24 protein-coding genes are annotated in these 25,160 nt (G+C 34.9%); 9 read left to right on the top strand and 15 right to left on the bottom strand.

Annotated features, from left to right (window positions below):
• Window positions 1–54 precede the first annotated feature (54 nt).
• On the bottom strand, window positions 55–993 hold the full coding sequence (locus tag EJA19_RS00940; RefSeq protein WP_125466467.1) for an HU domain-containing protein: 939 nt from the start codon (window positions 991–993) through the stop codon (window positions 55–57).
• Between the two features lie 103 nt (window positions 994–1,096).
• Here EJA19_RS00940 and dprA point away from each other — a divergent pair, with 103 nt between their 5' ends.
• On the top strand, window positions 1,097–2,203 hold the full coding sequence (dprA, locus tag EJA19_RS00935; protein ID WP_125466466.1) for a DNA-processing protein DprA: 1,107 nt from the start codon (window positions 1,097–1,099) through the stop codon (window positions 2,201–2,203).
• Here dprA and trpS read toward each other — a convergent pair.
• Window positions 2,200–3,168, bottom strand: a complete 969-nt coding sequence (gene trpS / locus EJA19_RS00930) for a tryptophan--tRNA ligase (protein WP_125466465.1) — start codon at window positions 3,166–3,168, stop codon at window positions 2,200–2,202. The two genes, dprA and trpS, sit on opposite strands and share 4 nt — an antisense overlap.
• A 131-nt stretch (window positions 3,169–3,299) precedes the next feature.
• On the bottom strand, window positions 3,300–3,542 hold the full coding sequence (locus tag EJA19_RS00925; protein WP_125466464.1) for a GlsB/YeaQ/YmgE family stress response membrane protein: 243 nt from the start codon (window positions 3,540–3,542) through the stop codon (window positions 3,300–3,302).
• 66 nt (window positions 3,543–3,608) lie between these two features.
• Between EJA19_RS00925 and EJA19_RS00920 the strand changes: the two genes are divergently transcribed.
• Complete coding sequence (locus EJA19_RS00920; RefSeq protein ID WP_125466463.1) at window positions 3,609–4,343, top strand: lysophospholipid acyltransferase family protein; 735 nt, start codon at window positions 3,609–3,611, stop codon at window positions 4,341–4,343.
• Window positions 4,344–4,428: 85 nt separating this feature from the next.
• Here EJA19_RS00920 and EJA19_RS00915 read toward each other — a convergent pair whose 3' ends face one another.
• The 4 genes from EJA19_RS00915 to recA form a co-directional block, all read right to left on the bottom strand.
• Window positions 4,429–5,967 carry an outer membrane beta-barrel protein gene (locus EJA19_RS00915; protein WP_125466462.1) on the bottom strand — a complete coding sequence of 513 codons (1,539 nt, stop codon included), beginning with the start codon at window positions 5,965–5,967 and terminating at the stop codon, window positions 4,429–4,431.
• A gap of 3 nt (window positions 5,968–5,970) precedes the next feature.
• Complete coding sequence (locus EJA19_RS00910; protein WP_125466461.1) at window positions 5,971–6,516, bottom strand: RNA polymerase sigma factor; 546 nt, start codon at window positions 6,514–6,516, stop codon at window positions 5,971–5,973.
• 24 nt (window positions 6,517–6,540) lie between these two features.
• Window positions 6,541–6,945: a hypothetical protein gene (locus EJA19_RS00905; RefSeq protein ID WP_125466460.1), complete on the bottom strand. Its 405-nt coding sequence runs from the start codon at window positions 6,943–6,945 to the stop codon at window positions 6,541–6,543.
• Between the two features lie 103 nt (window positions 6,946–7,048).
• Window positions 7,049–8,056, bottom strand: a complete 1,008-nt coding sequence (gene recA, locus EJA19_RS00900) for a recombinase RecA (protein WP_125466459.1) — start codon at window positions 8,054–8,056, stop codon at window positions 7,049–7,051.
• A 464-nt stretch (window positions 8,057–8,520) separates the two neighbouring features.
• Here recA and trhO point away from each other — a divergent pair, with 464 nt between their 5' ends.
• From trhO to EJA19_RS00865, 7 genes are all read left to right on the top strand, one after another.
• Window positions 8,521–9,591, top strand: coding sequence for an oxygen-dependent tRNA uridine(34) hydroxylase TrhO (gene trhO / locus EJA19_RS00895; RefSeq protein WP_125466458.1), 1,071 nt, complete (start codon window positions 8,521–8,523; stop codon window positions 9,589–9,591).
• Window positions 9,592–10,596, top strand: coding sequence for a radical SAM protein (locus EJA19_RS00890; RefSeq protein ID WP_125466457.1), 1,005 nt, complete (start codon window positions 9,592–9,594; stop codon window positions 10,594–10,596).
• A 120-nt stretch (window positions 10,597–10,716) separates the two neighbouring features.
• Window positions 10,717–11,901 carry a PSP1 domain-containing protein gene (locus EJA19_RS00885; RefSeq protein WP_125466456.1) on the top strand — a complete coding sequence of 395 codons (1,185 nt, stop codon included), beginning with the start codon at window positions 10,717–10,719 and terminating at the stop codon, window positions 11,899–11,901.
• Window positions 11,891–12,379, top strand: a complete 489-nt coding sequence (locus tag EJA19_RS00880) for a gliding motility lipoprotein GldH (protein WP_125466455.1) — start codon at window positions 11,891–11,893, stop codon at window positions 12,377–12,379. Before EJA19_RS00885 ends, EJA19_RS00880 begins: the two co-directional genes overlap by 11 nt.
• Before the next feature lie 8 nt (window positions 12,380–12,387).
• Window positions 12,388–14,715, top strand: a complete 2,328-nt coding sequence (locus EJA19_RS00875; protein ID WP_125466454.1) for a penicillin-binding protein 1A — start codon at window positions 12,388–12,390, stop codon at window positions 14,713–14,715.
• 211 nt (window positions 14,716–14,926) lie between these two features.
• On the top strand, window positions 14,927–15,628 hold the full coding sequence (locus EJA19_RS00870) for a CoA transferase subunit A (RefSeq protein WP_125466453.1): 702 nt from the start codon (window positions 14,927–14,929) through the stop codon (window positions 15,626–15,628).
• A 2-nt stretch (window positions 15,629–15,630) separates the two neighbouring features.
• Window positions 15,631–16,287, top strand: coding sequence for a 3-oxoacid CoA-transferase subunit B (locus EJA19_RS00865; RefSeq protein WP_125466452.1), 657 nt, complete (start codon window positions 15,631–15,633; stop codon window positions 16,285–16,287).
• A gap of 361 nt (window positions 16,288–16,648) precedes the next feature.
• On the opposite strand, the gene EJA19_RS00860 is transcribed toward EJA19_RS00865, so the two are convergent.
• The 8 genes from EJA19_RS00860 to nhaA all read right to left on the bottom strand — a co-directional run bounded on the left by EJA19_RS00860 (window position 16,649) and on the right by nhaA (window position 25,149).
• Entirely contained in the window at window positions 16,649–18,340 is a 1,692-nt protein-coding gene (locus EJA19_RS00860; RefSeq protein WP_125466451.1) for an ABC transporter ATP-binding protein, read from the bottom strand.
• A 13-nt stretch (window positions 18,341–18,353) separates the two neighbouring features.
• Window positions 18,354–19,067 (bottom strand): 3'-5' exonuclease, encoded by a 714-nt coding sequence (locus EJA19_RS00855; protein WP_125466450.1) that lies wholly within the window; start codon window positions 19,065–19,067, stop codon window positions 18,354–18,356.
• Window positions 19,057–20,214 (bottom strand): serine hydrolase domain-containing protein, encoded by a 1,158-nt coding sequence (locus EJA19_RS00850; protein WP_125466449.1) that lies wholly within the window; start codon window positions 20,212–20,214, stop codon window positions 19,057–19,059. Before EJA19_RS00850 ends, EJA19_RS00855 begins: the two co-directional genes overlap by 11 nt.
• 37 nt (window positions 20,215–20,251) lie before the next feature.
• A complete protein-coding gene (locus tag EJA19_RS00845) occupies window positions 20,252–20,725 on the bottom strand; it encodes a methylated-DNA--[protein]-cysteine S-methyltransferase (protein WP_125466448.1) in 474 nt (157 codons plus the stop codon).
• Complete coding sequence (locus tag EJA19_RS00840) at window positions 20,725–21,852, bottom strand: CNNM domain-containing protein (RefSeq protein ID WP_125466447.1); 1,128 nt, start codon at window positions 21,850–21,852, stop codon at window positions 20,725–20,727. The genes EJA19_RS00845 and EJA19_RS00840 overlap by 1 nt, the downstream gene beginning before the upstream one ends.
• A 29-nt stretch (window positions 21,853–21,881) precedes the next feature.
• Window positions 21,882–22,871, bottom strand: coding sequence for a porphobilinogen synthase (gene hemB, locus EJA19_RS00835; protein WP_125466446.1), 990 nt, complete (start codon window positions 22,869–22,871; stop codon window positions 21,882–21,884).
• An 83-nt stretch (window positions 22,872–22,954) separates the two neighbouring features.
• Complete coding sequence (gene hemF, locus EJA19_RS00830; protein ID WP_125466445.1) at window positions 22,955–23,857, bottom strand: oxygen-dependent coproporphyrinogen oxidase; 903 nt, start codon at window positions 23,855–23,857, stop codon at window positions 22,955–22,957.
• 2 nt (window positions 23,858–23,859) lie between these two features.
• A complete protein-coding gene (nhaA, locus tag EJA19_RS00825) occupies window positions 23,860–25,149 on the bottom strand; it encodes a Na+/H+ antiporter NhaA (RefSeq protein WP_125466444.1) in 1,290 nt (429 codons plus the stop codon).
• Window positions 25,150–25,160 lie beyond the last annotated feature (11 nt).

Genomic DNA, 25,160 nt, shown 5'->3' with positions numbered 1-25,160 from the left:
AAGGCGAATTAAAAAGACACCGTATTAAATTTTAATTAAAATTAAAAAGGACGTTTAGTCTAAGGCTTTAACCAATAACCAAGCAGCAGTATTATGGTTGTTTTTAACCTCACGTAAAGCTTCTAAGGCTTCCAAACGATTCTCGTAGCTAGCATAAACTACTTCGTGTAAACCATAGCGGTTTTGACCAATTTTTCTTGCAGGATATCCAAGTGCTTTTAATTGCGATACTTTTTTATCGCTATTTTTTTCTACACGAAAAGCCCCAGCAATAATATGATAGTTACCCGTTTGCTTTTTTACGTTTAGCGTAACAGCAGGCAACGGATTATCGATAACAAATGTGGCTTCTTGGATTTTATTTTCTAACTGTTTGTTAGCTTCTTCTTGGGCTATTTGATTTTGAGTCTCTATTTGGTTAATGTAATAATTAGACCCTAAAAAACCACCCAAACCTAAAGCTATTACTGCAATAGCAGCATATTTTAAATAGGGTCTTGCTTGGCGTTTTTCGGGAGTAATTGTTAAAGGTACCGCTTGCTCAATAGCTTCAACCTCTTGTTTGTAAGCTTCGCGAGTAACGTTTTGAGATACAAATTGCGATAAGCCAAACGCATCGGTTAGATAATTAATATGATATGAAGGATCGAAAATAATATTACCTTCTTCATTTAATGTTAAATCGCCAATATTTTCAAAAGTGATAGTTTCACCTTCTACTAAATAAGCTTTAATAGCTTTAACATGCTTGTTAAGCTTTTTTACAGCAGACTCATAAGGAATTTTTTCAACTTCAGCAATATAACTGCTTAGCAAACCATCGTTATGTTGTAATTGCTCGTTAAATGATAACACTTTTTTGGGTGGATAAAAGGAGTTGGTAGTTTCGTGAACCTTAGCAGAAACACGAGTGGTTAAAAACGCCCCAAACCCAGGAATTGTCACGCAATCGTAACGGTATAATAAATCACTTATGTAAGAGTCTATGTGCATAAAACAAATGTATAAATTTTTGTTGTTGAATAAAAATCCGGCTTAACTATTTATTAACATCTTAAAATTTAGTTTCTTGTAGGTTGTAAATGAGAAAGATACTATGACAGAACAGCAGCTTATCTATACGTTAGCTTTACAACATATACCAAATATTGGTGATATTACGGCTAAAAAACTAATTCAACATTGTGGGTCTCCTGAAGCTGTTTTAACCGAAAAGAAGCAAAATCTATTAAAGATAGATGGTATTGGCACAAGTACGATTAGAGACGTTTTTGGCAAACATCATTTAAAAGCTGCCGAAGAGGAGCTAAAGTATATAAAGGATAATAACATTATGTGTCTTTATTTTTTAGACTCAGATTACCCCGAACGTTTAAAACACTGTATTGATGGTCCAATTTTACTCTTCCAAAGTGGCCACATAAACATTAAAAACCAACTGATATTAAGTGTTGTGGGCGCCAGAAAAATAACGGTTAATGGGATGGCTTTTTGTGAAAAACTAATTGAAGAGTTGGCGGTTTATAATCCTATTATTGTATCAGGGTTTGCTTATGGCACGGATATTACGGCGCAAAAAGCGGCTCTAAAACATAATTTGCAAACCATAGGATGTTTGGCACATGGACTTAATCAAATTTATCCTAAAACTCATAAAAAGTATGTGGCCGATGTTGAAAAACACGGAGGATTTTTTACCGATTTTTGGAGTACAGCTGTTTTTGACAGAAAGAACTTTTTAAAACGGAACCGAATTATAGCTGGATTAAGTGAGGCAACCGTTGTTATAGAATCGGCTGAAAAAGGTGGCAGCCTTGTTACAGCAGATATTGCCAATTCTTACAATCGTGACGTATTTGCTGCACCAGGACGAGTTACAGATAAAATGAGTGAAGGTTGTAATAACTTAATTAAATTTCAAAAAGCACATTTGTTATCTAATCCGTTGGATATTCCTTTAATGCTGAATTGGAAATTGGAAGACGACGCCAAACAACAACCTATACAAAAGCAATTGTTTGTTGAGTTGGGAGATGATGAAAAAAAGGTCTACAATTACCTAAAACAACACAATAAACAGCTTTTAGATGTGATCGCTCTCGAATGTAAAATTCCTATTTATAAAATGGCCAGCATTCTATTAAATATGGAGCTAAAAGGTGTTATTAGACCACTACCAGGAAAACAGTTTGAATTAATTTAATAGCCCACTTTTTCACGTACTCTTCCAATCACATTATTAGCAACAACTTTAGCTTTTTCGGCACCAACAGCAAGTGCTTTGTCAATTTCTTCAAGGTTGTTCATGTAATAATGAAACTTCTCACGAGGCTCGGCAAATTTTTCAATAATCAATTCAAAAAGAGCTTGTTTAGCATGCCCATAACCATAGCCGCCATTTTCGTAATTAGCTTTCATTTCTGCGGTTTGTTCTTTCGAAGCTAATAAACTGTAAATAGCAAAACAGTTACAGGTGTTCCAGTCTTTGGGATCTTCAAGAGGTGTACTATCAGTTTGAATAGACATAATTTGTTTACGTAGTTTTTTGTCATCCAAAAAGATATTGATAAAGTTGTTTCGGCTTTTACTCATTTTTTCACCATCGGTTCCAGGTACTAATTTGGTGTTTTCTTGAATTTTGGCTTCAGGCATAACAAAGGTGTCTCCCATTTTAGCATGAAAACGAGCGGCTACATCGCGTGTCATTTCAAGGTGTTGTAATTGGTCTTTTCCAACGGGAACAAACTTGGCATCGTAAGCTAAAATATCGGCAGCCATAAGCATTGGATACGTAAAAAGTCCGGTATTTACATCGGCTAATCTATCAGCTTTATCTTTAAAACTATGTGCCAAGGTTAAGCGTTGGTATGGAAAGAAGCAACTTAAGTACCAAGAGAGTTCGGTAACTTGAGGAATATCGCTTTGTCTGTAGAACACCGTTTTTTCAATATCTAATCCAAAAGCTAACCACGTTGCTGCAACAGCATAGGTGTTTTGCCTTAATTCTTCAGCATTTTTAATTTGGGTTAGAGTATGCATATTGGCAATAAATAAAAACGATTCGTTAGCGTCGTCGTTTGCTAATTCTATTGCTGGTAAAACAGCGCCTAAAATATTACCTAAATGTGGTATTCCTGTACTTTGTATTCCTGTAAGTATTCTTGCCATAGTACTTCCCGAGAAGCGGGAGTCTTGTTACGTTAAACTTGATTGTAAATAAGTAGCAAAAGTAGTTATATGTTATTAATAAAAAAAGCGATTCCTAAGAACCGCTTTATGTTTTAGTTTTAAAGAGTAAATTACTTTTTAAAGAGACCGGCAATGAATAAAATAATAATGGCACCAATGGCTCCAGTAATTACATCTCCAATGATACCATCGGAAATAGAAATTCCTAAAGCGCCAAAAGCCCAATTACCTACAATACCACCAATGATACCTAAAATGATATTCATTAAAACTCCAAAACCGCCACCTTTCATTAATTTTCCAGCTAACCAACCAGCAATGGCACCAATTGATAATGCATAAAGTAAACTCATAATAGTGTTTTTTAATGTTAGTATGTTTTAAATATAATCAATTTATAAATACTATTTTTGTTCGCGATGAAAGTATTTAAGTATCCTTTGTGGGTGTTATACCGTATCTGGTTTTATATTTTGGTAGCTTTACCAATTGTAGTGCTGTTTCCTGTTTTATTAATTTCTATATCTAAAGAAGCATGGTATCCGTTCTTTTTTAAGCTAGCTAGACTTTGGGCTAAATTTATTTTAATTGGCATGGGGTTTAGGTATAAAATTGACCGAGATCAAATACCAGAACATAAGAAAAGTTACATGTTCGTCGCTAACCACACATCAATGACAGATATTATGTTAATGTTGGTATCGGTTAAAAATCCGTTTGTTTTTGTAGGCAAACAAGAATTAGCAAAAATACCGTTGTTTGGTTTTTTTTATAAGCGTACTTGTATTTTAGTAGATAGAAGCTCTGAAAAAAGCAGAAAAGCTGTGTTTTTAAGAGCGCAAAGACGATTAAAACAGGGCTTGAGCATTTGTATTTTTCCTGAAGGCGGCGTTCCTGATGAAAATGTTGTGTTAGACGATTTTAAAGATGGTGCGTTTAGGTTGGCTATAAAACATCAAATTCCTGTTGTGCCTTTAACTTTTGCAGACAATAAAAAGCGGTTTTCCTACACATTTTTTAGTGGTAGTCCTGGAAAAATGCGCGTGAAAATTCACAAGTTTTTAAGCACAGAGGGATTAACCATTAAAGATACGAGAACTCTTAATCTGAAAGCAAGAAATATTATATTAAAACAACTAAAGGTATTTAATTAAAAAAAGCCACCTATGGCACTAAGTGACTTTTCTATATTATTGAAGGCACTTATAGTTACTTTCAATAATAATTTAGCTTAACCAACTAAAACCTAAAACTAAATCCTGAATACACGCCAATTATATATGGGTTAAAATTACCAGACGTGTTTTCGTATGCGTTGAATTGGTACTTAAATGTTGGCTCTAAATTAAATTTAAACGTATCGGTAAATTTATAATTAAAACCAAGTCCAAGATTACCACTAAAACTTAAGTCATTAATATTATTAGCTTTCCCAATTTGTGTTTTATAGCCATCAAATTCAGAGTAAATCTGATTGTCGTCTAAGAAAAACGTACTAACACCACCTATAACTTGTATTCCAAGCCTGCTTTCTAATAATTTGTATTCTACTTCTATAGGAATTTCAAAATAGCTCAATCGTTGACTAATAGCTGCATTGTAGTTTTGAGAGAATATTTCAGGAACATTAGAGGCCTGAATAGTATTAGAACTAATAGCAGCAATATTTTGGTTGTTAGATGATAAAGAAACATTTTTTAAGGGGGAAACTTGTTGGTTTCCTGCGCTTTCATACAAGATTACGCCATTGGTGTCGTAACTTAACTTTAATGAGTTTACACCTGTTCTAAGTGCCCATTTTTTATTCATGGCATAGCTAACATTAACACCGTAACTTGTATTAACTTCTCCTGTTTTAGAGTTTCCAACAAATTGTTCATCAATATGTGACCCATCGCCAAAAGAGTTGTAATAAACAGGGGCAATGTTAGCGCTAACTTGCCACCTGTTTGCTACGTTTTCTTCTTCATTATTTTGTTCGGCTTCTTTAGCCATGGCTATCGCTTTTTCTATAGCATTTCCTGTATGTATTATTAAGGTGTCTGTGGTTATTTTATTTTTAGGTATAGTTGTTTCTAAGTTAGGGCTTAAGTAACTTTCTATTTTTGTAATGCTATTTTTTGTTGTTGAAGAAGAAACGTTGCGCTCTTTCGAAGTTTTATAAGTGTTATTTTGTTTTAAAGAATTAGTATGGTTTCTTGTATTAACAGGTATTTGGTTTGTATTAGCTAATTGTGTTATCTTCTGAGTTTTATTAGTGTTCGTGCCTGTTTGACCCTCTGTGCTTTTAGTTATATTTTTTGTGTTAGAAACTGTATTGCCGGTTTTTGTTAATGCGTTATTAGAAGCTGTTTTTGAAGGCGTAGAAATAGAGTGCTCCGTTTTTATGTTTTGCTCTTGTGTTAACAGGTTTTCTTGCTTCCCATCTTTTTTAATTAATATATTTTTAGAAGTGTTGGAGTCAAGAGTTTCCTTATAGGAAGGCGAATTGCCTTCTCTTGTTTCTATATTAGTAGTACTCGTGTTAACAACAGCAGGTTTTTTTTCTTCCCTTTCGTTAAAATCCGATTGTAATAAACCACTAAGAGCAAGTATAAAAATTAAAATAGCTGCCACGCTAGAAAGTTTAAGCCAAAAAGGAATAGCTTTCGGCTTTTTATTATTTTCAGATTGATGAAGCTCATTTTGGATGTTTTCCCAAACATGTTTACCTGGTGAGGCTTCAAAATCTTTGAATTTTTCTTGAAAAATTCTGTCTATATGTTTTTTATCACTCATTTATTATAATGATTGTGAGTTTGTTTTTTCTAAATAATGCGTCACCTTTTCTTTTAAAATAGCTCTTGCTCTAGAAAGGTTAGATTTTGATGTTCCTGTTGAAATGGAAAGCATTTCAGAAATGTCTTTATGTGAAAACCCATCCAACACATAAAGGTTAAAAACCAGTCTATATCTATCGGGTAATTCTTGTACACATTCTAATAAGTAATCCAGTGGAATATCAATATCATCATTTATATCAACTTGATTACTTTCAATATTTTCTTCATCGATAATTTCAAAAACATCTTGTTTTCTATACCGTTGCAACGCTGTATTTATAGCAATGCGTTTTATCCAACCTTCAAAAGAGCCTTTACCTTTATATTGCGATATTTTTTTAAAAATAGTCACAAAGGTATCTTGCAGATTATCTTCTGCTTCAGCATAGTTTCTAGAATACTTTAAGCATATAGAAAACAGTGTTCTCGAAAAGAGATGGTAAAGTTCGCTTTGCGCTTTAGTATCATTATTACTACATTTTTGTATGAGTTTTTTTAAACCCAAATGAAAGAGTATTAATTTTTAAATTCATTCTACAACAGGTACTTCAACAATCATATATTCATCCTCGCCATTATCATCTTCACCTTGCCAAAACTTAAATATATACGAACCTGTTTCTGTTGGTTTAAAATTGAAAGAGGTTTCAAGTTCGGCATCAATAGTTTCGCAAGCATCGTTTTGAAATACTGTTGAAATTACAGCCACTGTTCTTTCGTTTTCAGATTTGGCGTAATAAATATCGTAAAACGCATGGCAATTTGTAGGACGAATGTAAGTTAGTTGAATGTCATAAACTTCGTTAAGTTCAAACTCATCCGGCACAACAGCCGATTCTACAGGCAAAATCTCATGATATGTTTCTGGAGAATCATCTTCTACAGAACATGAAAAAGCAAGTAAAATAAGTAATATTGCTAGGGTTTTCTTCATTATAAAAAATTAAATACAGTCTTTCCTTTAGTTTATAGATGTGAAAAGTGTAAAAAGGTTGCGTAGTAAAATAAAAAATCCCGAATTAACGGGATTTTTAAAGTTATTCTTTAGAAGCTTTTATTTCTTCTTTAATTTTTTCTTCAAGCTCTTCCATAAGTTCGGGGTTGTCTTTTATTAATGCTTTAACGGCATCTCGACCTTGCCCTAGTTTGGTGTCGCCGTAACTAAACCATGAGCCACTTTTTTTAACAACATTATAATCTACAGCAATGTCTAATATTTCACCAACTTTAGAAACACCTTCGCCATACATAATATCAAATTCGGCGGTTTTAAATGGTGGTGCTACTTTATTTTTAACAACCTTAACTCTAGTTTTATTACCGGAAACGTCACCATTACTGTCTTTTATTTGAGTGGAGCGTCTAATATCTAAACGTACCGAAGCATAAAATTTTAACGCGTTACCACCCGTGGTTGTTTCTGGGTTACCAAACATAACACCAATTTTTTCACGTAACTGATTAATGAAAACCATAGTACAATTGGTTTTGCTAATAGAAGCTGTAAGCTTTCTTAAAGCTTGAGACATTAGGCGGGCATGTAATCCCATTTTAGAGTCTCCCATTTCGCCTTCAATCTCGCTTTTTGGTGTTAAGGCTGCTACAGAGTCTACTACAATAATATCAATAGCGCCAGAGCGTACTAAATTATCAGCAATTTCAAGAGCTTGTTCACCATGGTCTGGTTGCGAAATAATTAAATTATCAATATCGACTCCTAATTTTTCGGCATAAAATCTATCAAAAGCATGTTCGGCATCAATAAAAGCAGCAATACCTCCAGCTTTTTGTGCTTCAGCAATAGCATGAAGCGTTAATGTGGTTTTACCAGAAGATTCTGGGCCATATATTTCTATAACACGACCTCTAGGGTAGCCACCTACACCTAAGGCTAAATCTAAACCTAAAGATCCTGTAGAAATTGCATCAACATCTACAATAGCTTGGTCGCTCATTTTCATTACGGTACCTTTTCCGTATGCTTTATCTAATTTATCTAAGGTAAGTTTTAAGGCTTTTAATTTGGCATCTTTTTCGTTACTCATTACTCGTCTTTTGCGTTAAATTATTCATGCTAAAATACGATAAGTTTTCATCTTTTCAATCTTACAACGCAACCTTTTTACACTTTCTGCATCTACTATATAAAATGGGGAAGATTTGCTATGAACACTGTATGGTGTGATTCCTTTTTTAAGGCTCGCACCATATTTTCCCTCTGATTAACGTTTAAAAATATTTTAATCGGATGCGATTTTTTAGAAAAATTATTAGAAATTCGATATTAGGCGTTTCAACGGTTATACTTATAAATAGCAGTTGTAAAGCCGATGGCGGTTAACTCGTTTGCTTTTTTGATTTAAGAAAAGAAATTAAAAAATTAATAACGAGTTAGTCTACTTAAAGCACTTTGTACTGTCTACAAAGTGCTTTTTGTTTGCAACAATAAAAAATACGTACCTTTGCCCCAAATAAAATAAAACCTTTAACCTTAAAACATTAGTATAGCATGCAACTGTACAATAACTTAAGCGCTAAAGAAAGAGCAAAACTTATTGAAGAAGCTGGTAAAGACCGCTTAACAATCTCTTTCTACAAGTACGCCAAAATTGGAAATCCAGAAATTTTTAGAAATCACATGTTCTTGGCTTGGGATGAACTTGAAGTCCTAGGAAGAATTTATGTTGCTAACGAAGGTATTAATGCACAATTATCTGTGCCAGCAGAAAACTTTAATGCCTTTAAAAACCACTTAGATACCATTACGTTTTTAGAAAACGTAAGATTAAATATTGCTGTAGAGCAAGATAATTTTTCATTTTTAAAATTAAAGGTAAAAGTGCGCTCAAAGATTTTAGCCGATGGTTTAAACGATGCTACTTTTGATGTAACCAATAAAGGCGAACACGTTAATGCAGAAAGATTTAACGAGCTAATTGAAGACCCGAACACGGTTTTAGTAGATATGCGTAATCACTATGAGACCGAAATAGGTCATTTTAAAAACGCTATAACACCAGATGTTGATACTTTTAGAGAATCTTTGCCCATTATAGAGGACGATTTAAAAGAGCATAAAGAAGATAAAAACTTAGTTATGTATTGTACTGGAGGAATCCGTTGTGAAAAAGCCAGTGCTTATTACAAACACCGTGGATTTAAAAATGTATTTCAATTAGAGGGTGGTATTATAAACTATGTACACCAAGTAAACGAGGAAGGTCTAGATAATAAGTTTATTGGTAAAAACTTTGTATTTGACGATCGTCGTGCCGAACGTATTTCAGACGATATTATTGCGCAATGTCACCAATGCGGAAAACCAGCCGACACCCATACAAACTGCGCTAACGAAGCCTGCCATTTATTATTCATTCAATGCGATGACTGTAAAGAAAAAATGGAAAATTGCTGCTCGTCAACCTGTCAAGAGATTATACAATTACCTTACGAAGAGCAAAAAGCCTTAAGAAGAGGGCAAGGTAATAGCAACGACATCTTTAAAAAAGGGCGCGCAGACTATTTACCGTATAAAAAAGACTTGAGGAATATTTTTGATACCTTGGGCAAAAATGCTTAAATGAATATATACAAGCTTTTACAGCTAAACAGAAAAATAAAAAGCCACAGAATTAAGTTTCTGGGGCTTTATCTGTTACATAAATTTAACAAACGCTATTTAGCGGTAAATTTAGACCCTGTAATGGCCTGTAACTTGCGTTGTAAAATGTGCTATTTTACCGATGCCGATTATGTGAAAACCCTAAAAGGCCAGTTTAAAGAAGAGGAACTGCAACGCGTAGCCAAGACTATTTTTAATCGGGCGCTAAAATTGCAAATAGGTTGCGGTACAGAACCCACATTATATAAAAAATTACCAGAATTGGTGGCTCTTGGAAAGCGTTACAACGTGCCATATATTTCGTTAACTACCAATGCTAATTTGTTAACCGAAGAAAAAATAGAAACCCTTTTAAAAGCTGGTTTAAACGAGTTTACTATTTCACTTCATGGTGTTACAAAAGCAAGCTATGAAGGGTTTATGAAAAAATCCAGTTACGAAAAATTTCATAATGCTTTTAAAGCGTTTGCCAAGCTAAAAGCACATTACAACTTTAAAGTGCGTATTAATTACACCTTTAACAAGGATAATTTTTACGAGCTCCAAGAGTTTTTTCAGCATTTTGATGGTAAGAGTTTCGATATCCTTCAAGTAAGACCTATACAAAAAATAGGAAATACTGAATATAACGACTTCGATTTGGAGTCTTTACGTACAGATTATCCAAAAATCATAAAACAAATACGACATAATTGTAAGAAGAATAATGTTACGTTATTAGCGTCAGATATTATTCCAAATAAAAACATATCCAACGATTCCAGCTTAATTTTCGACTATACATTTTGCTATGTATCACCTCAAAAATTTTGGAAAGAAGGCTTTAATTGGCAAACAGAGACGTTTAACCAATACTCTAAAAAAATAGGTTGGAGTAAAACCTTATTTTCAAACATTTTCAAATCAAAAACAGCATTAAAGTCGCGTAGCAACAGGCTTAATTACGAGGTTGAGTTTAATTAAAACAACAAAGTTTTATAGTCGCTGGAATAATCTTATCTTTACATATTAAATTAAACAGAATTATTAATTTTCTTCTGAAGGTGTTTTACTCACTTTTCAGAATCAATATATACACATTTTATGGGTTGTAACAGTTGTTCAACTGGAAAGGACGGTCAGCCGAAAGGATGCAAGAACAACGGAACTTGTGGAACGGATAGTTGTAATAAACTTACCGTTTTTGATTGGCTTTCTAACATGAACTTACCAAATGGAGAAGAGCCGTTTGATTGGGTAGAAGTTCGTTATAAGAACGGTAGAAAACACTACTATAAAAACACCGAAAACTTAACATTAAACATAGGCGATGTTGTTGCCACGCAAGCGCAATATGGCCATGATGTAGGTACAGTTACCTTAACAGGAGAGTTAGTTCGTGTTCAAATGAAACGAAAAAAAGTTCCTTTTAATGGCGATGAGGTACTTAAAATTTACAGAAAAGCCTCACAAAAAGATATTGATATTTGGGTGTCTGCAAGAGAAAAAGAAGAAAAAATGAAGGTTAAGGCGCGCCAATTTGCGATAGACTTAAACCTAAAAATGAAAATCTCAGATATTGAATATCAGGGCGACGCTAGCAAAGCTACGTTTTATTATACAGCCGAAGAACGTGTAGATTTTAGAGAGTTAATCAAGATTTTTGCCAGAGAGTTTAAAACAAGAATTGAAATGAAACAAGTAGGCTTCCGTCAAGAAGCCGCTCGTTTAGGAGGTATTGGATCTTGTGGTAGAGAGCTTTGTTGCTCAACTTGGTTAACCGATTTTCGTTCGGTAAGCACATCGGCAGCAAGATATCAGCAATTGTCCTTAAACCCACAAAAACTTGCTGGACAATGCGGAAAACTTAAATGTTGCTTAAATTATGAGCTAGATACTTACCTAGAAGCTATTAACGAGTTTCCTAAAACCGATATTAAACTAGAAACCCAAAAAGGACTTGCCGTTTGCCAGAAAACCGATATTTTTAAAGGTATTATGTGGTATGCTTACGAAGGTGAATGGGCAAACTGGTTTAAAATAACCAAGGATCAAGCAAAAGAGATTATAGCGCAAAACAAGAAAAATAAAAAAGTTGCAAGTTTAGAAGAATTTTCTGCCGATGTTGTTGAAGAAGAACATACTAAAACAAACTTTGAGAACGTTGTAGGGCAAGATAGTTTAACTAGGTTTGACAGTAAGAAACCCAAAAAACGCCGAAATAATAAACGCAGAAAAAGTAGAAACAAACGCCGAAAACCTCAAAACAAAAAAAACAATGAGAAATAGCCTTTTTCTATTTCTTATTTGCTGTACCATAATGTCTTGTAATAACGACATGGTTTATAGCGAATATAAGTCTTTGCAAAACCAAAAATGGCATAAAGACTCCATAGTTTCTTTTACAATACATCCACCAGACACCTTGCAACCGTATAACTTATATGTCAACTTAAGAAACACCCATAAGTACAGGTACAATAATCTATTTCTTATTGTTGAAATGAATTTTCCACATGGAAAAATAATAAAAGATACACTAGAGTATAAAATGGCAAAACCTAATGGTGAGTTGTTAGGAACAGGTTTTTCAAGTATTAAAGAAAATAAACTTTGGTATAAAGAACACGTTGTGTTTAAAGAAAATGGCGAATATCAAGTAAATATTCAACATGCTATGAGAGAAAACGGAAAAGTAAATGGTGTTGTAAATTTAGATGGCGTTACTGATGTCGGGTTTAGTGTTGAAAAACCAACAAGCAAATAAAAACAGGTATGGCAAAGAAAAAACAAGTTAAACAAGAGCAAGATTTTTCAAAATATGTAAGATGGTTTTGGATGCTTTTTTTAGGCGGACTTTTATTTGTTGCCTTATTATTTGTTTTGGCACGATTTGAAGTTTTTGGCGAAATGCCAGATCACACTGTTTTAGAAAACCCTAAAACAAACTTAGCTACCGAAATTATATCGGCAGATGGAAAAACACTAGGTAAATTTTACTTTAACGACAACAGAACACCTGTAGGTTACGACGATTTGCCACAGCATTTAGTAAATGCTTTAATCGCTACCGAAGACGCCCGTTACTACAGTCACTCAGGAATTGACGCTTGGGGAACTTTACGAGCAGTCGTAAAAATGGGAAGTGGCGGAGGTGCTAGTACTATCTCGCAACAATTAGCAAAACAATTATTTCATGGCGAAGGCTCAACCAATATAGCCGAAAGAATTACACAGAAAATTAAAGAGTGGATAATTGCTATTCGTTTAGAACGTCAATATACCAAAGAAGAAATTATTGCCATGTATTTTAATATTTATGATTTTGGTAATAATGCCGATGGTATTCGTTCGGCATCGCGTATTTATTTCAACAAAGAACCACGAGATTTAGATATTAAAGAATCGGCCATGTTGGTAGGGATGTTTAAAAATTCGTCGTTATATAATCCTAGACCACATAGAAATCCAGTTGGCACAAAAAACAGACGTAATGTGGTGTTAAGCCAAATGGAAAAATATGAGTTTATCGATGAAAAATTAAAAGATTCACTCCAAAAAACAGAATTAGATTTAAACTATTCACCAGAATCGCATCGTGAAGGCATTGCTACCTATTTTAGAGAATACTTACGCGATTTCATGAAGCAATGGATTGAAAATAACCGTAAGCCAGACGGCTCTAAATACGATCTTTATGGCGATGGACTAAAAGTCTATACCACAATAGACTCTCGTATGCAACAACACGCCGAAGAGGCCATACAAAAACACATGCCAAGGCTTCAAGCAGAGTTTGATCATCAAAACACACCTAAACGTAATGCAACAGCACCGTTTTTAGGACTTACAGAGTCTGAAATAAGTGGACTAATGAAGCGTTCTATGAAACAATCCGAGCGCTGGAGACACATGAAATACGATTTAGGTAAATCGGATAAAGAGATAGAAGCATCGTTCGATACACCAACACAAATGAATGTATTTTCTTGGAAGGGTGAAATAGATACTATTATGAAACCAATAGATTCTATGCGTTATTATAAATCGTTCTTACATCCAGGCATGATGAGTATGAACCCACAAACAGGACATGTTAAAGTTTGGGTTGGCGGTATGAATTATAAGCATTTTCAATACGACCATGTCAAGCAAGGAAGACGCCAAGTAGGATCTACATTTAAACCATTTGTTTACGCTACAGCCATAGACCAATTACATTTATCGCCTTGCGACGAATTGCCCAACACACAAATTACCATAGAAGCCGGTAAATATGGGAATACAAAACCATGGACACCAAAAAATGCGGGAGGTAAATATGGTGGTAACTTAACATTAAAAAACGCTCTGGCAAACTCGGTAAATACAATTACGGCTCGTTTAATGAACAAAGTAGGGCCACAACCTGTTATCGATCTTGTAAAAAAACTAGGTGTAGAAGCCGAAATACCTGTTGTACCATCTATAGCATTGGGTGCAGCAGACTTGAGTGTTTACGAAATGGTAGCAGCTTATGCCACATTTGCTAATGCAGGAGTATATAACGAACCTGTTATGGTAACACATATTGAAGATAAAAACGGTACCGTATTATACCAATTTAAACCAGAATCGCGCGATGTATTAAGTGCCGAAACCGCTTATGTAACTGTAAACCTAATGGAAGGTGTTACCCAAAGTGGTTCTGGACAACGATTAAGACACACTTGGGCTTCTAAAGTACCTGTTTACAAAGAAATCATTACAGGATACCCATACGAACTTTCCAATCCAATAGCAGGAAAAACAGGAACCACACAAAACCAAAGTGATGGTTGGTTTATGGGTATGGTGCCTAATCTGGTAACTGGTGTTTGGGTTGGTGCTGAAGACCGTGCAGCTCACTTTAGAACGATTACTTACGGGCAAGGAGCTTCTATGGCATTACCTATTTGGGGTATGTTTATGAAAAGCTGTTATGAAGACGACCAACTTAATGTCTCTAAAGCAGAATTTGAAAAACCAAAAGAGTTAACCATTAATGTTGATTGTGAGACTTACCAAGAAGCAGAAGAAAATACATTACCAGAAGAAAACATACCAGACGAGTTAGATTTTTAATTTGTAATTTTTTTGGTAGTTTAATTTGCGCTTATATAAGAAACAACTAATAATTTTAATAAAAGTCACAATCTTCATTTTTAAGACGTTTCTTACTTCTTTGCAAAGGTCCTTGTAAAAAGAACAAAAGTCATACAGATAAGTTTTCTTAGATCATATTAAATCTCCTCGTATTTTTGTATTTTACGAATTGAAAAAAATACGATTAAAAATGATAAATAAAACAGTATCCAACGTTGCAGAAGCTCTAGAAGGCGTCTCAAACGACATGACTTTTATGCTTGGTGGTTTTGGACTTTGTGGCATACCAGAAAACGCCATATCAGAGCTAGTAAAACGTAATATAACAGGACTTACCTGTATATCAAACAATGCAGGTGTAGACGATTTTGGCTTAGGGTTATTGCTTCAAAAACATCAAATTAAAAAAATGATTTCCTCTTATGTAGGTGAAAATGATGAATTTGAACGTCAAATGCTATCAGGCGAGTTAGATGTAGAGCTTGTTCCGCAAGGCACTTTAGCCGAAAGATGCAAAGCCGCTCAATCTGGTTTTCCGGCATTTTATACACCAGCAGGTTATGGTACCGAAGTAGCCGAAGGTAAAGAAACTCGTGAATTTAATGGCAAAATGTACGTTCTTGAAGAAGCTTTCAAAGCCGATTTTGCTTTTGTAAAAGCTTGGAAAGGAGATGAAGCAGGAAACCTTATTTTTAAAGGTACAGCACGAAATTTTAACCCTTGTATGTGTGGTGCTGCAACCATAACAGTTGCCGAGGTTGAAGAATTGGTTCCCGTAGGCGAACTTGACCCTAACCAAATCCATATCCCTGGAATTTTCGTGCAACGCATTTTCCAAGGAAACGATTATGAAAAACGTATAGAACAATTAACGGTAAGACAAAGACAATAATTATGGCACTAGATAAAAACGGAATAGCAAAACGTATTGCTAAAGAAGTAAAAGATGGCTTTTATGTCAATCTTGGAATAGGTATACCAACTTTGGTAGCCAATTTTGTGCGCGATGATATAGAAGTAGAGTTTCAAAGTGAAAATGGTGTTCTTGGTATGGGACCATTTCCTTTTGAAGGTGACGAAGATGCCGATTTAATAAACGCAGGAAAACAAACCATAACAGCATTACCAGGCGCTAGTTTTTTCGATTCGTCTATGAGTTTCTCTATGATTAGAGGAAAGCATGTAGATTTAACTATTCTTGGAGCTATGGAAGTAGCTGAAAATGGTGATATTGCTAATTGGAAAATTCCTGGAAAAATGGTGAAAGGTATGGGCGGCGCTATGGATCTTGTAGCTAGTGCAGAAAACATTATTGTTGCTATGATGCATACCAATAAACGTGGTGAATCCAAACTGCTTAAACGCTGTAGTTTACCTCTTACAGGGGTAGGCTGCGTCACTAAAATTGTAACTAATTTAGCGGTTATAGAAATAAAAGACAATGCATTCCATTTAATAGAACGAGCTCCAGGAGTTTCTGTAGAAGAGATACAAGCGGCTACCGAAGGCACACTTATTGTAAATGGCGATATCCCTGAAATGAAACTATAATAAGACCTATAATATATTAAAAAGCCACTTCATTGAAGCGGCTTTTTTGTAGGAAAAAGTTTATTTTTATATTTGAAATGTTAAAAAAATATGTATTTTGTCGATTTTTAATGCTTTTTAGCAGATTAAGTCGAAAAACTTTCACATATTAGTAATCCCAAATCAACCTAATTATACCAAATCTATCATAAACTTAAATTTATGATTTTTGCCCTAAATCTACCATGAATTTTTACTTATGAACCATGTTGCCCCAAATCTACCAAAACCTACTTTTTTTGAAAGCAAATTTTTTACGAGCATTCAAAATTCATTAAAATTTTTAAGAAACGTTTTTAAGTTAACTAGAAAAGTATTTATGCTATAATCCTTTTGGAATAGCATCAATTAGTTTTTTAGTATAATCTGTTTTAGGACTATTATAAATTGCATCGGCATCGCCAATGTCTTCTATCTTACCTTGATTCATAACAAGTAGTTGATTGGACATATATTTTACTACCGATAAATCGTGAGAAATAAAAATATAGGTGAAGTTATAATTTTCTTTTAGCTCATTTAATAAATTTAATACTTGTGCTTGAACAGAAATATCTAAAGCAGATACCGATTCGTCACAAATAATTAACTTAGGTTGTAGAGCAATTGTTCTTGCAATACCAACACGTTGGCGTTGTCCACCAGAAAATTCATGAGGATACTTATTAAAATCGCTTTTGGTAAGCCCAACACGGTCTAACAGCTCAATTACGCGTTGTTTTCTATCTTTGTAAGATGTTCCTATGTTATGTACTTCCATAGGCTCCATAATAGCTTTTCCTACAGGAATTCTTGGGTTTAAAGATGCAAATGGATCTTGAAAAATAATTTGTATATCCTTACGTAGTTTACGTTCTTCTTTTGGGGTTAAATTGGTAATATCTTGACCATTATATGTAATGCTTCCGCTGGTGGCTTTGTCAAGTAACAAAATGGCATTAGATAATGTAGATTTGCCACAACCAGACTCACCTACAAGCCCTAATGTTTCGCCTTCATAAACCTTAAAGCTTACATTGTTAACAGCCTTAAACCCTTCCTTTTTTGAAAACCAACCCGACTTTGAAAAATAGGTTTTTTCAAGATTAAATACTTCTAATAATGGTTGTTTACTATATAAAGAAGCCTGTTTTTTTTCGCGTTCTTCTTTGCTAATAATAGCTTTGTTTACGGTATTATTTAATACATCTTTAATGGTGGGTAACCGCTTAAACCGCACACGTAACGATGGTTTTGAAGCGATTAAAGCTTTAGTGTATTTGTGTTTAGGTGATTTAAAAATACTTGTTTTATCTCCTTGTTCTACAATGTTTCCTTTATACATAACCAAAACTCTATCGGCTATTTCAGAAACTAAAGACAAATCGTGAGAGATAAAAATAACACTCATTTTAGTGTCTTCTTGTAAACTTTTTAATAACTGAATAATGTCTTTCTGTACCGTAACATCTAGAGCTGTAGTAGGTTCGTCAGCAATTAATATCTTGGGTTTGCAGGCAATAGCCATAGCAATCATAACGCGTTGCTTTTGCCCACCAGAAATTTCATGTGGATACGCTGTATAAACCCGATTGGGCTTAGGTAATTTAACTTTACTAAATAACGATAAGGTTTCTTCTTTGGCTTCTTGCTGGGTTAAATTTGTGTGTTGTAGCAAGATTTCTTCAACCTGTTTACCACAGGTCATAGTTGGATTTAAAGAACTCATAGGTTCTTGAAAAATCATGGCAATATCATGCCCTCTTATATGTTGCAGCGCTTTATCAGATAATCCAATAAGCTCTTTATCTAAAAAGGTAATACGACCATTTGTGATTTTAGAAACTCTTTTTGGTAACAACCCCATTATAGCCAATGAAGAAATAGATTTACCAGACCCAGACTCTCCTACAATACCTAAAATTTCATTAGAAAAAAGTTGGTAAGATATACCATGAATAACTTCGTTCTCTTGTTTTTGCGAAGTAAACGAAATACTTACATTTTCTAAAGAGAGAATAGGGTTTAGGGTCATTTATTTTAAAAACTTAAATATGAATAATTTCGTTATCATGTAGTAGCTCATCACCCCGTAAACGCAATAAAATTTGTGCTACAGCTATGGTATCTTTTTCACAATATTGAACAATTCTATCAATATCTTGTTCTTCGTAATATACTTGATAGACTTCACTACCATCAATATCGTCTTTTGGTGATGGAATGCCTAAAACATTAGTTAATAATTTTAGCGATGTATAATTCTTATAGTCACCAAACTTCCAAAGTTCCAAGGTGTCGAGATGTGGAACTTCCCAGGGTTTCTTGCCAAATAAGTTCAATTTATAGGGCAATTCAATGTTATGGATAATCATGCGTCTGGCTATATAAGGAAAGTCGAATTCCTTTCCATTATGAGCACATAACAAATGTTTGGACTTGCTAAAATGAGATATTAAAAGGTTTTTAAAGTCCTTCAAAAGGTTAATCTCATCACCAAAAAACGACGTTACTCTAAAAGTTCTTACATCGTTTGTGATGTTGAAATATCCAACCGAAATACAAACTATTTTTCCAAACTCGGCCCAAATACCAGCACGTTCGTAAAACTCTTCGGCCGTATAATCGTCTTTACGTTGGTATTTCGATTTTGTTTCCCAAAGTTGTTGTTTAGTGTCATCTAAATCAGAAAATTGAGCCGTTTCAGGAACGGTTTCAATATCCAAAAATAATATGTTTTCTAAGTTGAGTTTAGAGAGCATCTCCTAACATTTTATAGGCTTCTTCAATATAGGTTGTAATATCTGGTGTAAATGTTGCTACAGCGTCGCCAGGGCCTTTGGAGTGACCTAAACGTACAATAATTACGTTGTCATTGGGTTCTACAATAACATATTGCCCAAGGTGACCACGCATCATAAAGAAGGATTTATCGCCCATATCACGTAACCACCAACCATAGCCATATTGTGGACTTTCTTTAAAACGTGGCGTAACAGATTTAGCTATAAATGCTGAATCCAATAATTGTTTACCGTTCCATTTGCCGTGATCTTTGTAGAGTTTGCCCATTCGTGCAAAATCCTTGGCATTACTAGCAATACAGCAATAAGCCTTTACCAAATCGTGCTCTTCGCTATCTAGCTGCCACAAAGCTTGGTTTTCGCTACCCATTGGTTTCCAGAAACTTTCGGAAAGGTATTTGTACAGGTTTTTCCCCGTGGCGCGCTCAATAACAATAGCTAGCATTTGTGTGTCGCCACTGGCATATTTAAAGGCTTGTCCTGGTTCGTTTACCACTTTTAACCCGGTCATTACTTTGGTTAAGTCATCATCAAAATAAGCTCTTGTGGTAATAGAAAATGGCGAATAGTAACGCTCGTCCCAATTGGTGCCTGAAGACATACTAGATAAATCGCCGACAGTTAATTTTGAAGCTTTTCCGTCGCAAAATTCAGGAATAAAATCGCAAACAGGTTGGTCAAGACTTTTAATATGACCTTCCATTATGGCTTTTCCTAACATGGCAGAGACATAACTCTTTGCCATAGAGAATGAATTGGATTTGGAATTTTCATTAAAACCATCATAATATTTTTCAAACCAAATACTATCATTTTTAATGATAACGTAGGCTATGGTGCCCAAATCGGTATTGGTTTGCTGTAATTTTTCGGTAGCTTTAGCTGAGTTGTAATCTTTATGATTTGGCCAAGGTTCTGGTGTGCCAACCTCAAGCGGTTTGTTGTCAAAATGCTTATAGTCTTCGAGGTAAGCTGTTGTATGACCATTTAAATAGATGGTTCTAACTGCTTTGATGAGATAATCGGTATCGGTTAGGTAAAGAATAACGATAAGTAATGCAAATAGGATAGCCACCCATTTTGCGAGTTTTTTAAGATATTTCATTCGGTTTTTAGTTTGAAAAAATTAAAGATAGTAAAAACTAAAATAATGTTTGTTGCTTGTATGGACTTTCGTGTTCTAGCAACCATTGTTTTCTGTAAAGTCCACCAGCGTAACCCGTTAAACTTCCATTGCTTCCAATAACACGATGGCAAGGAATTACAATCCAAATAGGGTTTTTACCATTGGCATTTGCAACAGCGCGAATGGCCTTTTCATCGCCTAATTGTCGCGATAATTCTAAATAAGAGGTCGTTTTTCCATAGGGAATTTCAGCTAAAGCCTTCCAAACTGTTTTTTGAAAATTGGTACCTTGTGGATTGAGTTTTAAAGTGAAGTTTTTCCGTTTGCCTTCAAAATATTCTTGTAGTTGGTATACACAATCCTGCAATATTTCTGGAATAATATCGGTTTCTTGTTCTTCGGAATTTAAAACAGTAATGGTGTTTATACCATAGTCATCACCAACAATTTTGGTATAACCTAATGGCGTATTGATGACGCAGGTTTCCATTAGTTTTCTGGCGTTTCGCCTTCATCGTCTATTAATCCCAGACGTTTGGCACGCGTTTCCCAACTGCGTCTAGCCAATAATTGTAAATCAGGAATGTTGTCACTTTCGTCCATGATTTCCATACCAAGAAGGGTTTCAATAACGTCTTCCATAGTTACCAAGCCACTAACCGAGCCATATTCATCAACAACCAATGCCATATGGTTTTTGCTTTCTACCAACTGCTCAAACAGTTTTGGAATAGGCATTGTACGGTTTATAATGATGATGTTTCGTTTAATTTCATTAAGTTTTTTATCGCCATTACCAAAGGCCATTTCCTTAAAAATTTCGTCTTTTAAAACGAGGCCAGAAATATTATCGGAATCATCTTTGTAAACAGGAATTCTAGAAAACCTAATGTTGGAGTTCTTCTTGAAAAACTCTTCGATGGTCATTAATTCATCTTCAATTTTCATAACCGTTCGTGGCGTCATGATATCCTTGGCCTGAACGTCCTTGAAAGTAAGCATATTCTTAATGACCTTACTTTCAGACTCTAAAAACACGCCTTTTTCTTCGGCTAAATCGGTCATTGCATGAAAATCTTCACGACTTAACACACTTCCGTGATGACCTTTACCGCCTATAAGTTTAGTGGTAAGCTGTAATAACCATAAAATCCCTGTGACACGAAGCGGCCAAATCATTATAGTTAAGGCTTTAGCCGTGAAATTAGATAATTGTTTCCAATAGGTCGCACCAATGGTTTTTGGGATAATTTCAGAAGCCACTAATATTAGGATTGTCATAATGGTAGAAACCACACCTACCATAATATCTTCGGTAAAAGTTACTCCAAAAACTTTGCGTGTAGCGGTTCCATAAAGTTCGGCGTAAGCTACTTTAGCTTGCACACCAACCAAAATAGCACCAACGGTGTGCGCAATGGTATTAAGTGTTAAAATGGCGATAAGTGGTTTGTCGACATCGGTTTTTAATTGCTTAAGCGTTTCTGCGTAAGCTTTGCCTTCTTTTTCCTTTAGGGAAATGAATGTTGGGGTAATGCTTAGTAAAACAGCTTCTAAAATGGAGCATAAAAACGAAAAGAAAATAGAAATAAGCGCGTAAAAAATGAGTAGACCCATTATTGTGTTTTAGTTTGATTAATGCGAAGTTACGAAATCAATTTTACAACGTCCTTAGCAAAATAACTTGCTATTATATCGGCTCCGGCACGTTTTATAGCGGTCATTTGCTCCATCATAACGGCATCGTGGTCTAACCACCCTTTTTCGGCAGCAGCCTTAAGCATTGCGTATTCGCCAGAGACTTGATATACAGCAACAGGAATATCGACAACGTTTTTAATATCGCGAACAATATCTAGATAGCACAAACCAGGTTTTACCATAACAATATCGGCACCTTCGGCAATATCGGTTTGGGTTTCTTTAATGGCTTCCAGACGGTTGGCAGGATCCATTTGATAGGTTTTTTTGTTTTTTGGAACGTCTTGAACGTCTACGGGCGCCGAATCCAAGGCATCTCGGAAAGGGCCATAGAAAGCCGAAGCATATTTAGCTGAATAACTCATAACACCTGTATTATGAAACCCTTCATCTTCTAGTAAGCTTCGCATTTCAAAAATGCGACCATCCATCATATCGCTTGGCGCTACAAAATCGGCACCAGCTTTGGCGTGACTTAAAGCCATTTCAGATAAAATAGCTGTTGTGTCGTCGTTTAAAATTTGACCATTAGCCACCACACCATCGTGACCAAAATTAGAGTAAGGATCCATGGCAACATCGGTCATTACCAACATTTCTGGACAAACATTTTTCACCGTTTTTATGGCGCGTTGCATTAATCCATTAGGGTTTAAGGCTTCGGTTCCAGAATTGTCTTTTAGGTTATCGGGCACTTTTACAAATAGTAACACCGATTTTATACCTAGTTTCCAGAGTTCTTTTACTTCATTTTCTAATAAATCTAAACTATATCTATAGTAATTGGGCATAGAAGCAATTTCTTCTTTTACGCCTTTACCATCAACAACAAAAAGTGGGACTAAAAAGTCGTTTGGTGTGATGATGGTTTCTCTTACCAGGCTTCTTATGGCACTGTTTTGTCTTAATCGTCTATGTCGTTGTAGTGGGTACATTTTCTATTTTTTTAAATGTCATTCTGAGTAAAACAAAGAATCTTTAACTTAAGAGATTCTTTACTACCTTCTGAATGACAAAGTTAAACCCAATTTTTAGGCTTTTTTAAAACTTTAATTAATTTTTCTTCGTCACTTCCCTGTTCAGGATGATGATCGTATTTCCATTGAACGTAAGGCGGTAAGCTCATTAGTATGCTTTCGATACGGCCATTGGTTTTTAGGCCAAACAAAGTGCCTTTGTCGTGCACCAAATTAAATTCTACATAGCGACCACGACGGATTTCTTGCCAATTTCTGTTGGCTTCAGTATATGGTAAATCTTTACGTTTTTCAACGATAGGTGTGTAGGCTTCTAAAAAGCTATCGCCTACTTCGGTAACAAAGTTGTACCAATCTTTCATTGAGAAATCGTCTTTGGCTTTACAGTAATCGAAAAATAATCCGCCGATACCTCGAGCTTCATTTCGGTGGGTGTTCCAAAAATACTCATCACAACGTTTTTTGTAAGTGGCGTGAAATTCTGGGTGATGTTTGTCACAAGCCATTTTGCAAATTTTATGAAAGTGTTTGGCGTCTTCTTCAAAAAGATAATAAGGTGTTAAATCTTGTCCACCACCAAACCACTGGTCGACAATCTCACCTTGTTGATTGTACATTTCAAAATAACGCCAATTGGCATGAACTGTTGGGACAAAAGGGTTTTTAGGATGAAGGACTAGGCTTAATCCGCAGGCAAAAAAATCGGCATCTTTTACACCAAAATAGGTTTGCATACTGTCGGGCAATTTTCCGTGAACGGCTGAAATATTTACACCGCCTTTTTCAAATACATTACCATTTTGAATAACACGTGTACGTCCGCCACCGCCTTCGGGACGTTCCCAAAGGTCTTCTTCAAAACGTGCCTTACCATCAATACTTTCTAATTTTGAAGTAATAGTGTCTTGTAAATCTTGTATGTATTGATAAAATGAATCTTTCATATCTATTTTTTGAATTTTAAAATAAGAAAACCAATAATAGCTGAAATTAACGATCCTATTAAGATGCCTATTTTAGCCGAATCGATATTTATGGGGTTGCCTACAAAGGCTAAACCTGCTATAAATATAGACATGGTGAATCCGATACCTGCTAAAAACGACACCCCAATAATGTGCCATATAGAAATATCATTGGGAATATTAATAAGTTTAATTTTTTGTGCTAAAACAACAAATAGAGTTATTCCAATACTTTTACCTAAAACCAAACTAACGACGATGGCTGTTACGAGATTAAATTCTAATGGAGCCGAGCTATTAATAATAACACCTGCGTTGGCAAAAGCAAAAACAGGAATTATAAAGTAGGCTACCCAATCGTGAAGGTTGTGTTCAATTTGTTGTAATGGCGATTGGTATTTGTAGGTCCAATCTTCTAAATCGTCTATTTGTTGAATTTGCTCTTTTGATAGAATGGGTTTATTTAAAATAGAAGCTTGTTTAATGTTATCGGTAATGCTTACTAAGGTGTTTATAAATTCTTGGGTGTTTATTTTTTGTCTAATAGGCACCGAAAAAGCTAATAATACTCCTGCTAATGTTGGGTGTATGCCAGACTTTAAAAACAGGATCCAAATGACAATGCCCAAAGAAATGGTGAAAAATTTTGAGTAAATGCCTTTATGAGATAAAAGGTATAAAAATACCAATAGTAATAAGGCAACACCTAAAAGAGTAAACTTTATTGAACTACTATAGAATATAGCAATAACCAAAACGGCTCCTAAATCATCTACAATAGCAAAAGCGGTTAAAAACACTTTTAAGCTTAACGGTATGCGTTTGCCTAATGCAGTAAGTATGGCAAGAGAGAAGGCAATATCGGTAGCCATAGGAATTCCCCATCCTTTTAAAGTTTCGGGGTTGTTGTTTATTAAAAAGAAGCAAAGTACTGGGATTACCATGCCGCCAAAAGCCCCAACTAAAGGAAACCCAATTTTTTTTGGCGAATTAAGTTCGCCAATGAGGAATTCACGTTTAATCTCTAAACCTATAAGGAAGAAAAAAATCGCCATTAATCCATCGTTTATCCATAAAATTAAAGGTTTGTTTAACTCAAACGCTTCGGTTGTAATCCCAACTTTGTAGTCCCAAAGTGCCGTGTAACTATCGGCAAAAGGCGAATTAGACCAAACTAGAGCTAAAACAGTAGCGGCGAGCAGTAAAAGTCCGCTAAAGCTTTCAATTTTTACGAATTTTTGAAATGGTGATAATAAAGATTTTTCTGTCATATATAAGGTAA

The organism is Mangrovimonas spongiae, assembly GCF_003944795.1.
Taxonomy (GTDB): Bacteria; Bacteroidota; Bacteroidia; order Flavobacteriales; family Flavobacteriaceae; genus Mangrovimonas; species Mangrovimonas spongiae.
The sequence above is the reverse complement of the archived record's forward strand: the minus strand, read 5'-3'. Positions and strand labels throughout refer to the sequence as shown.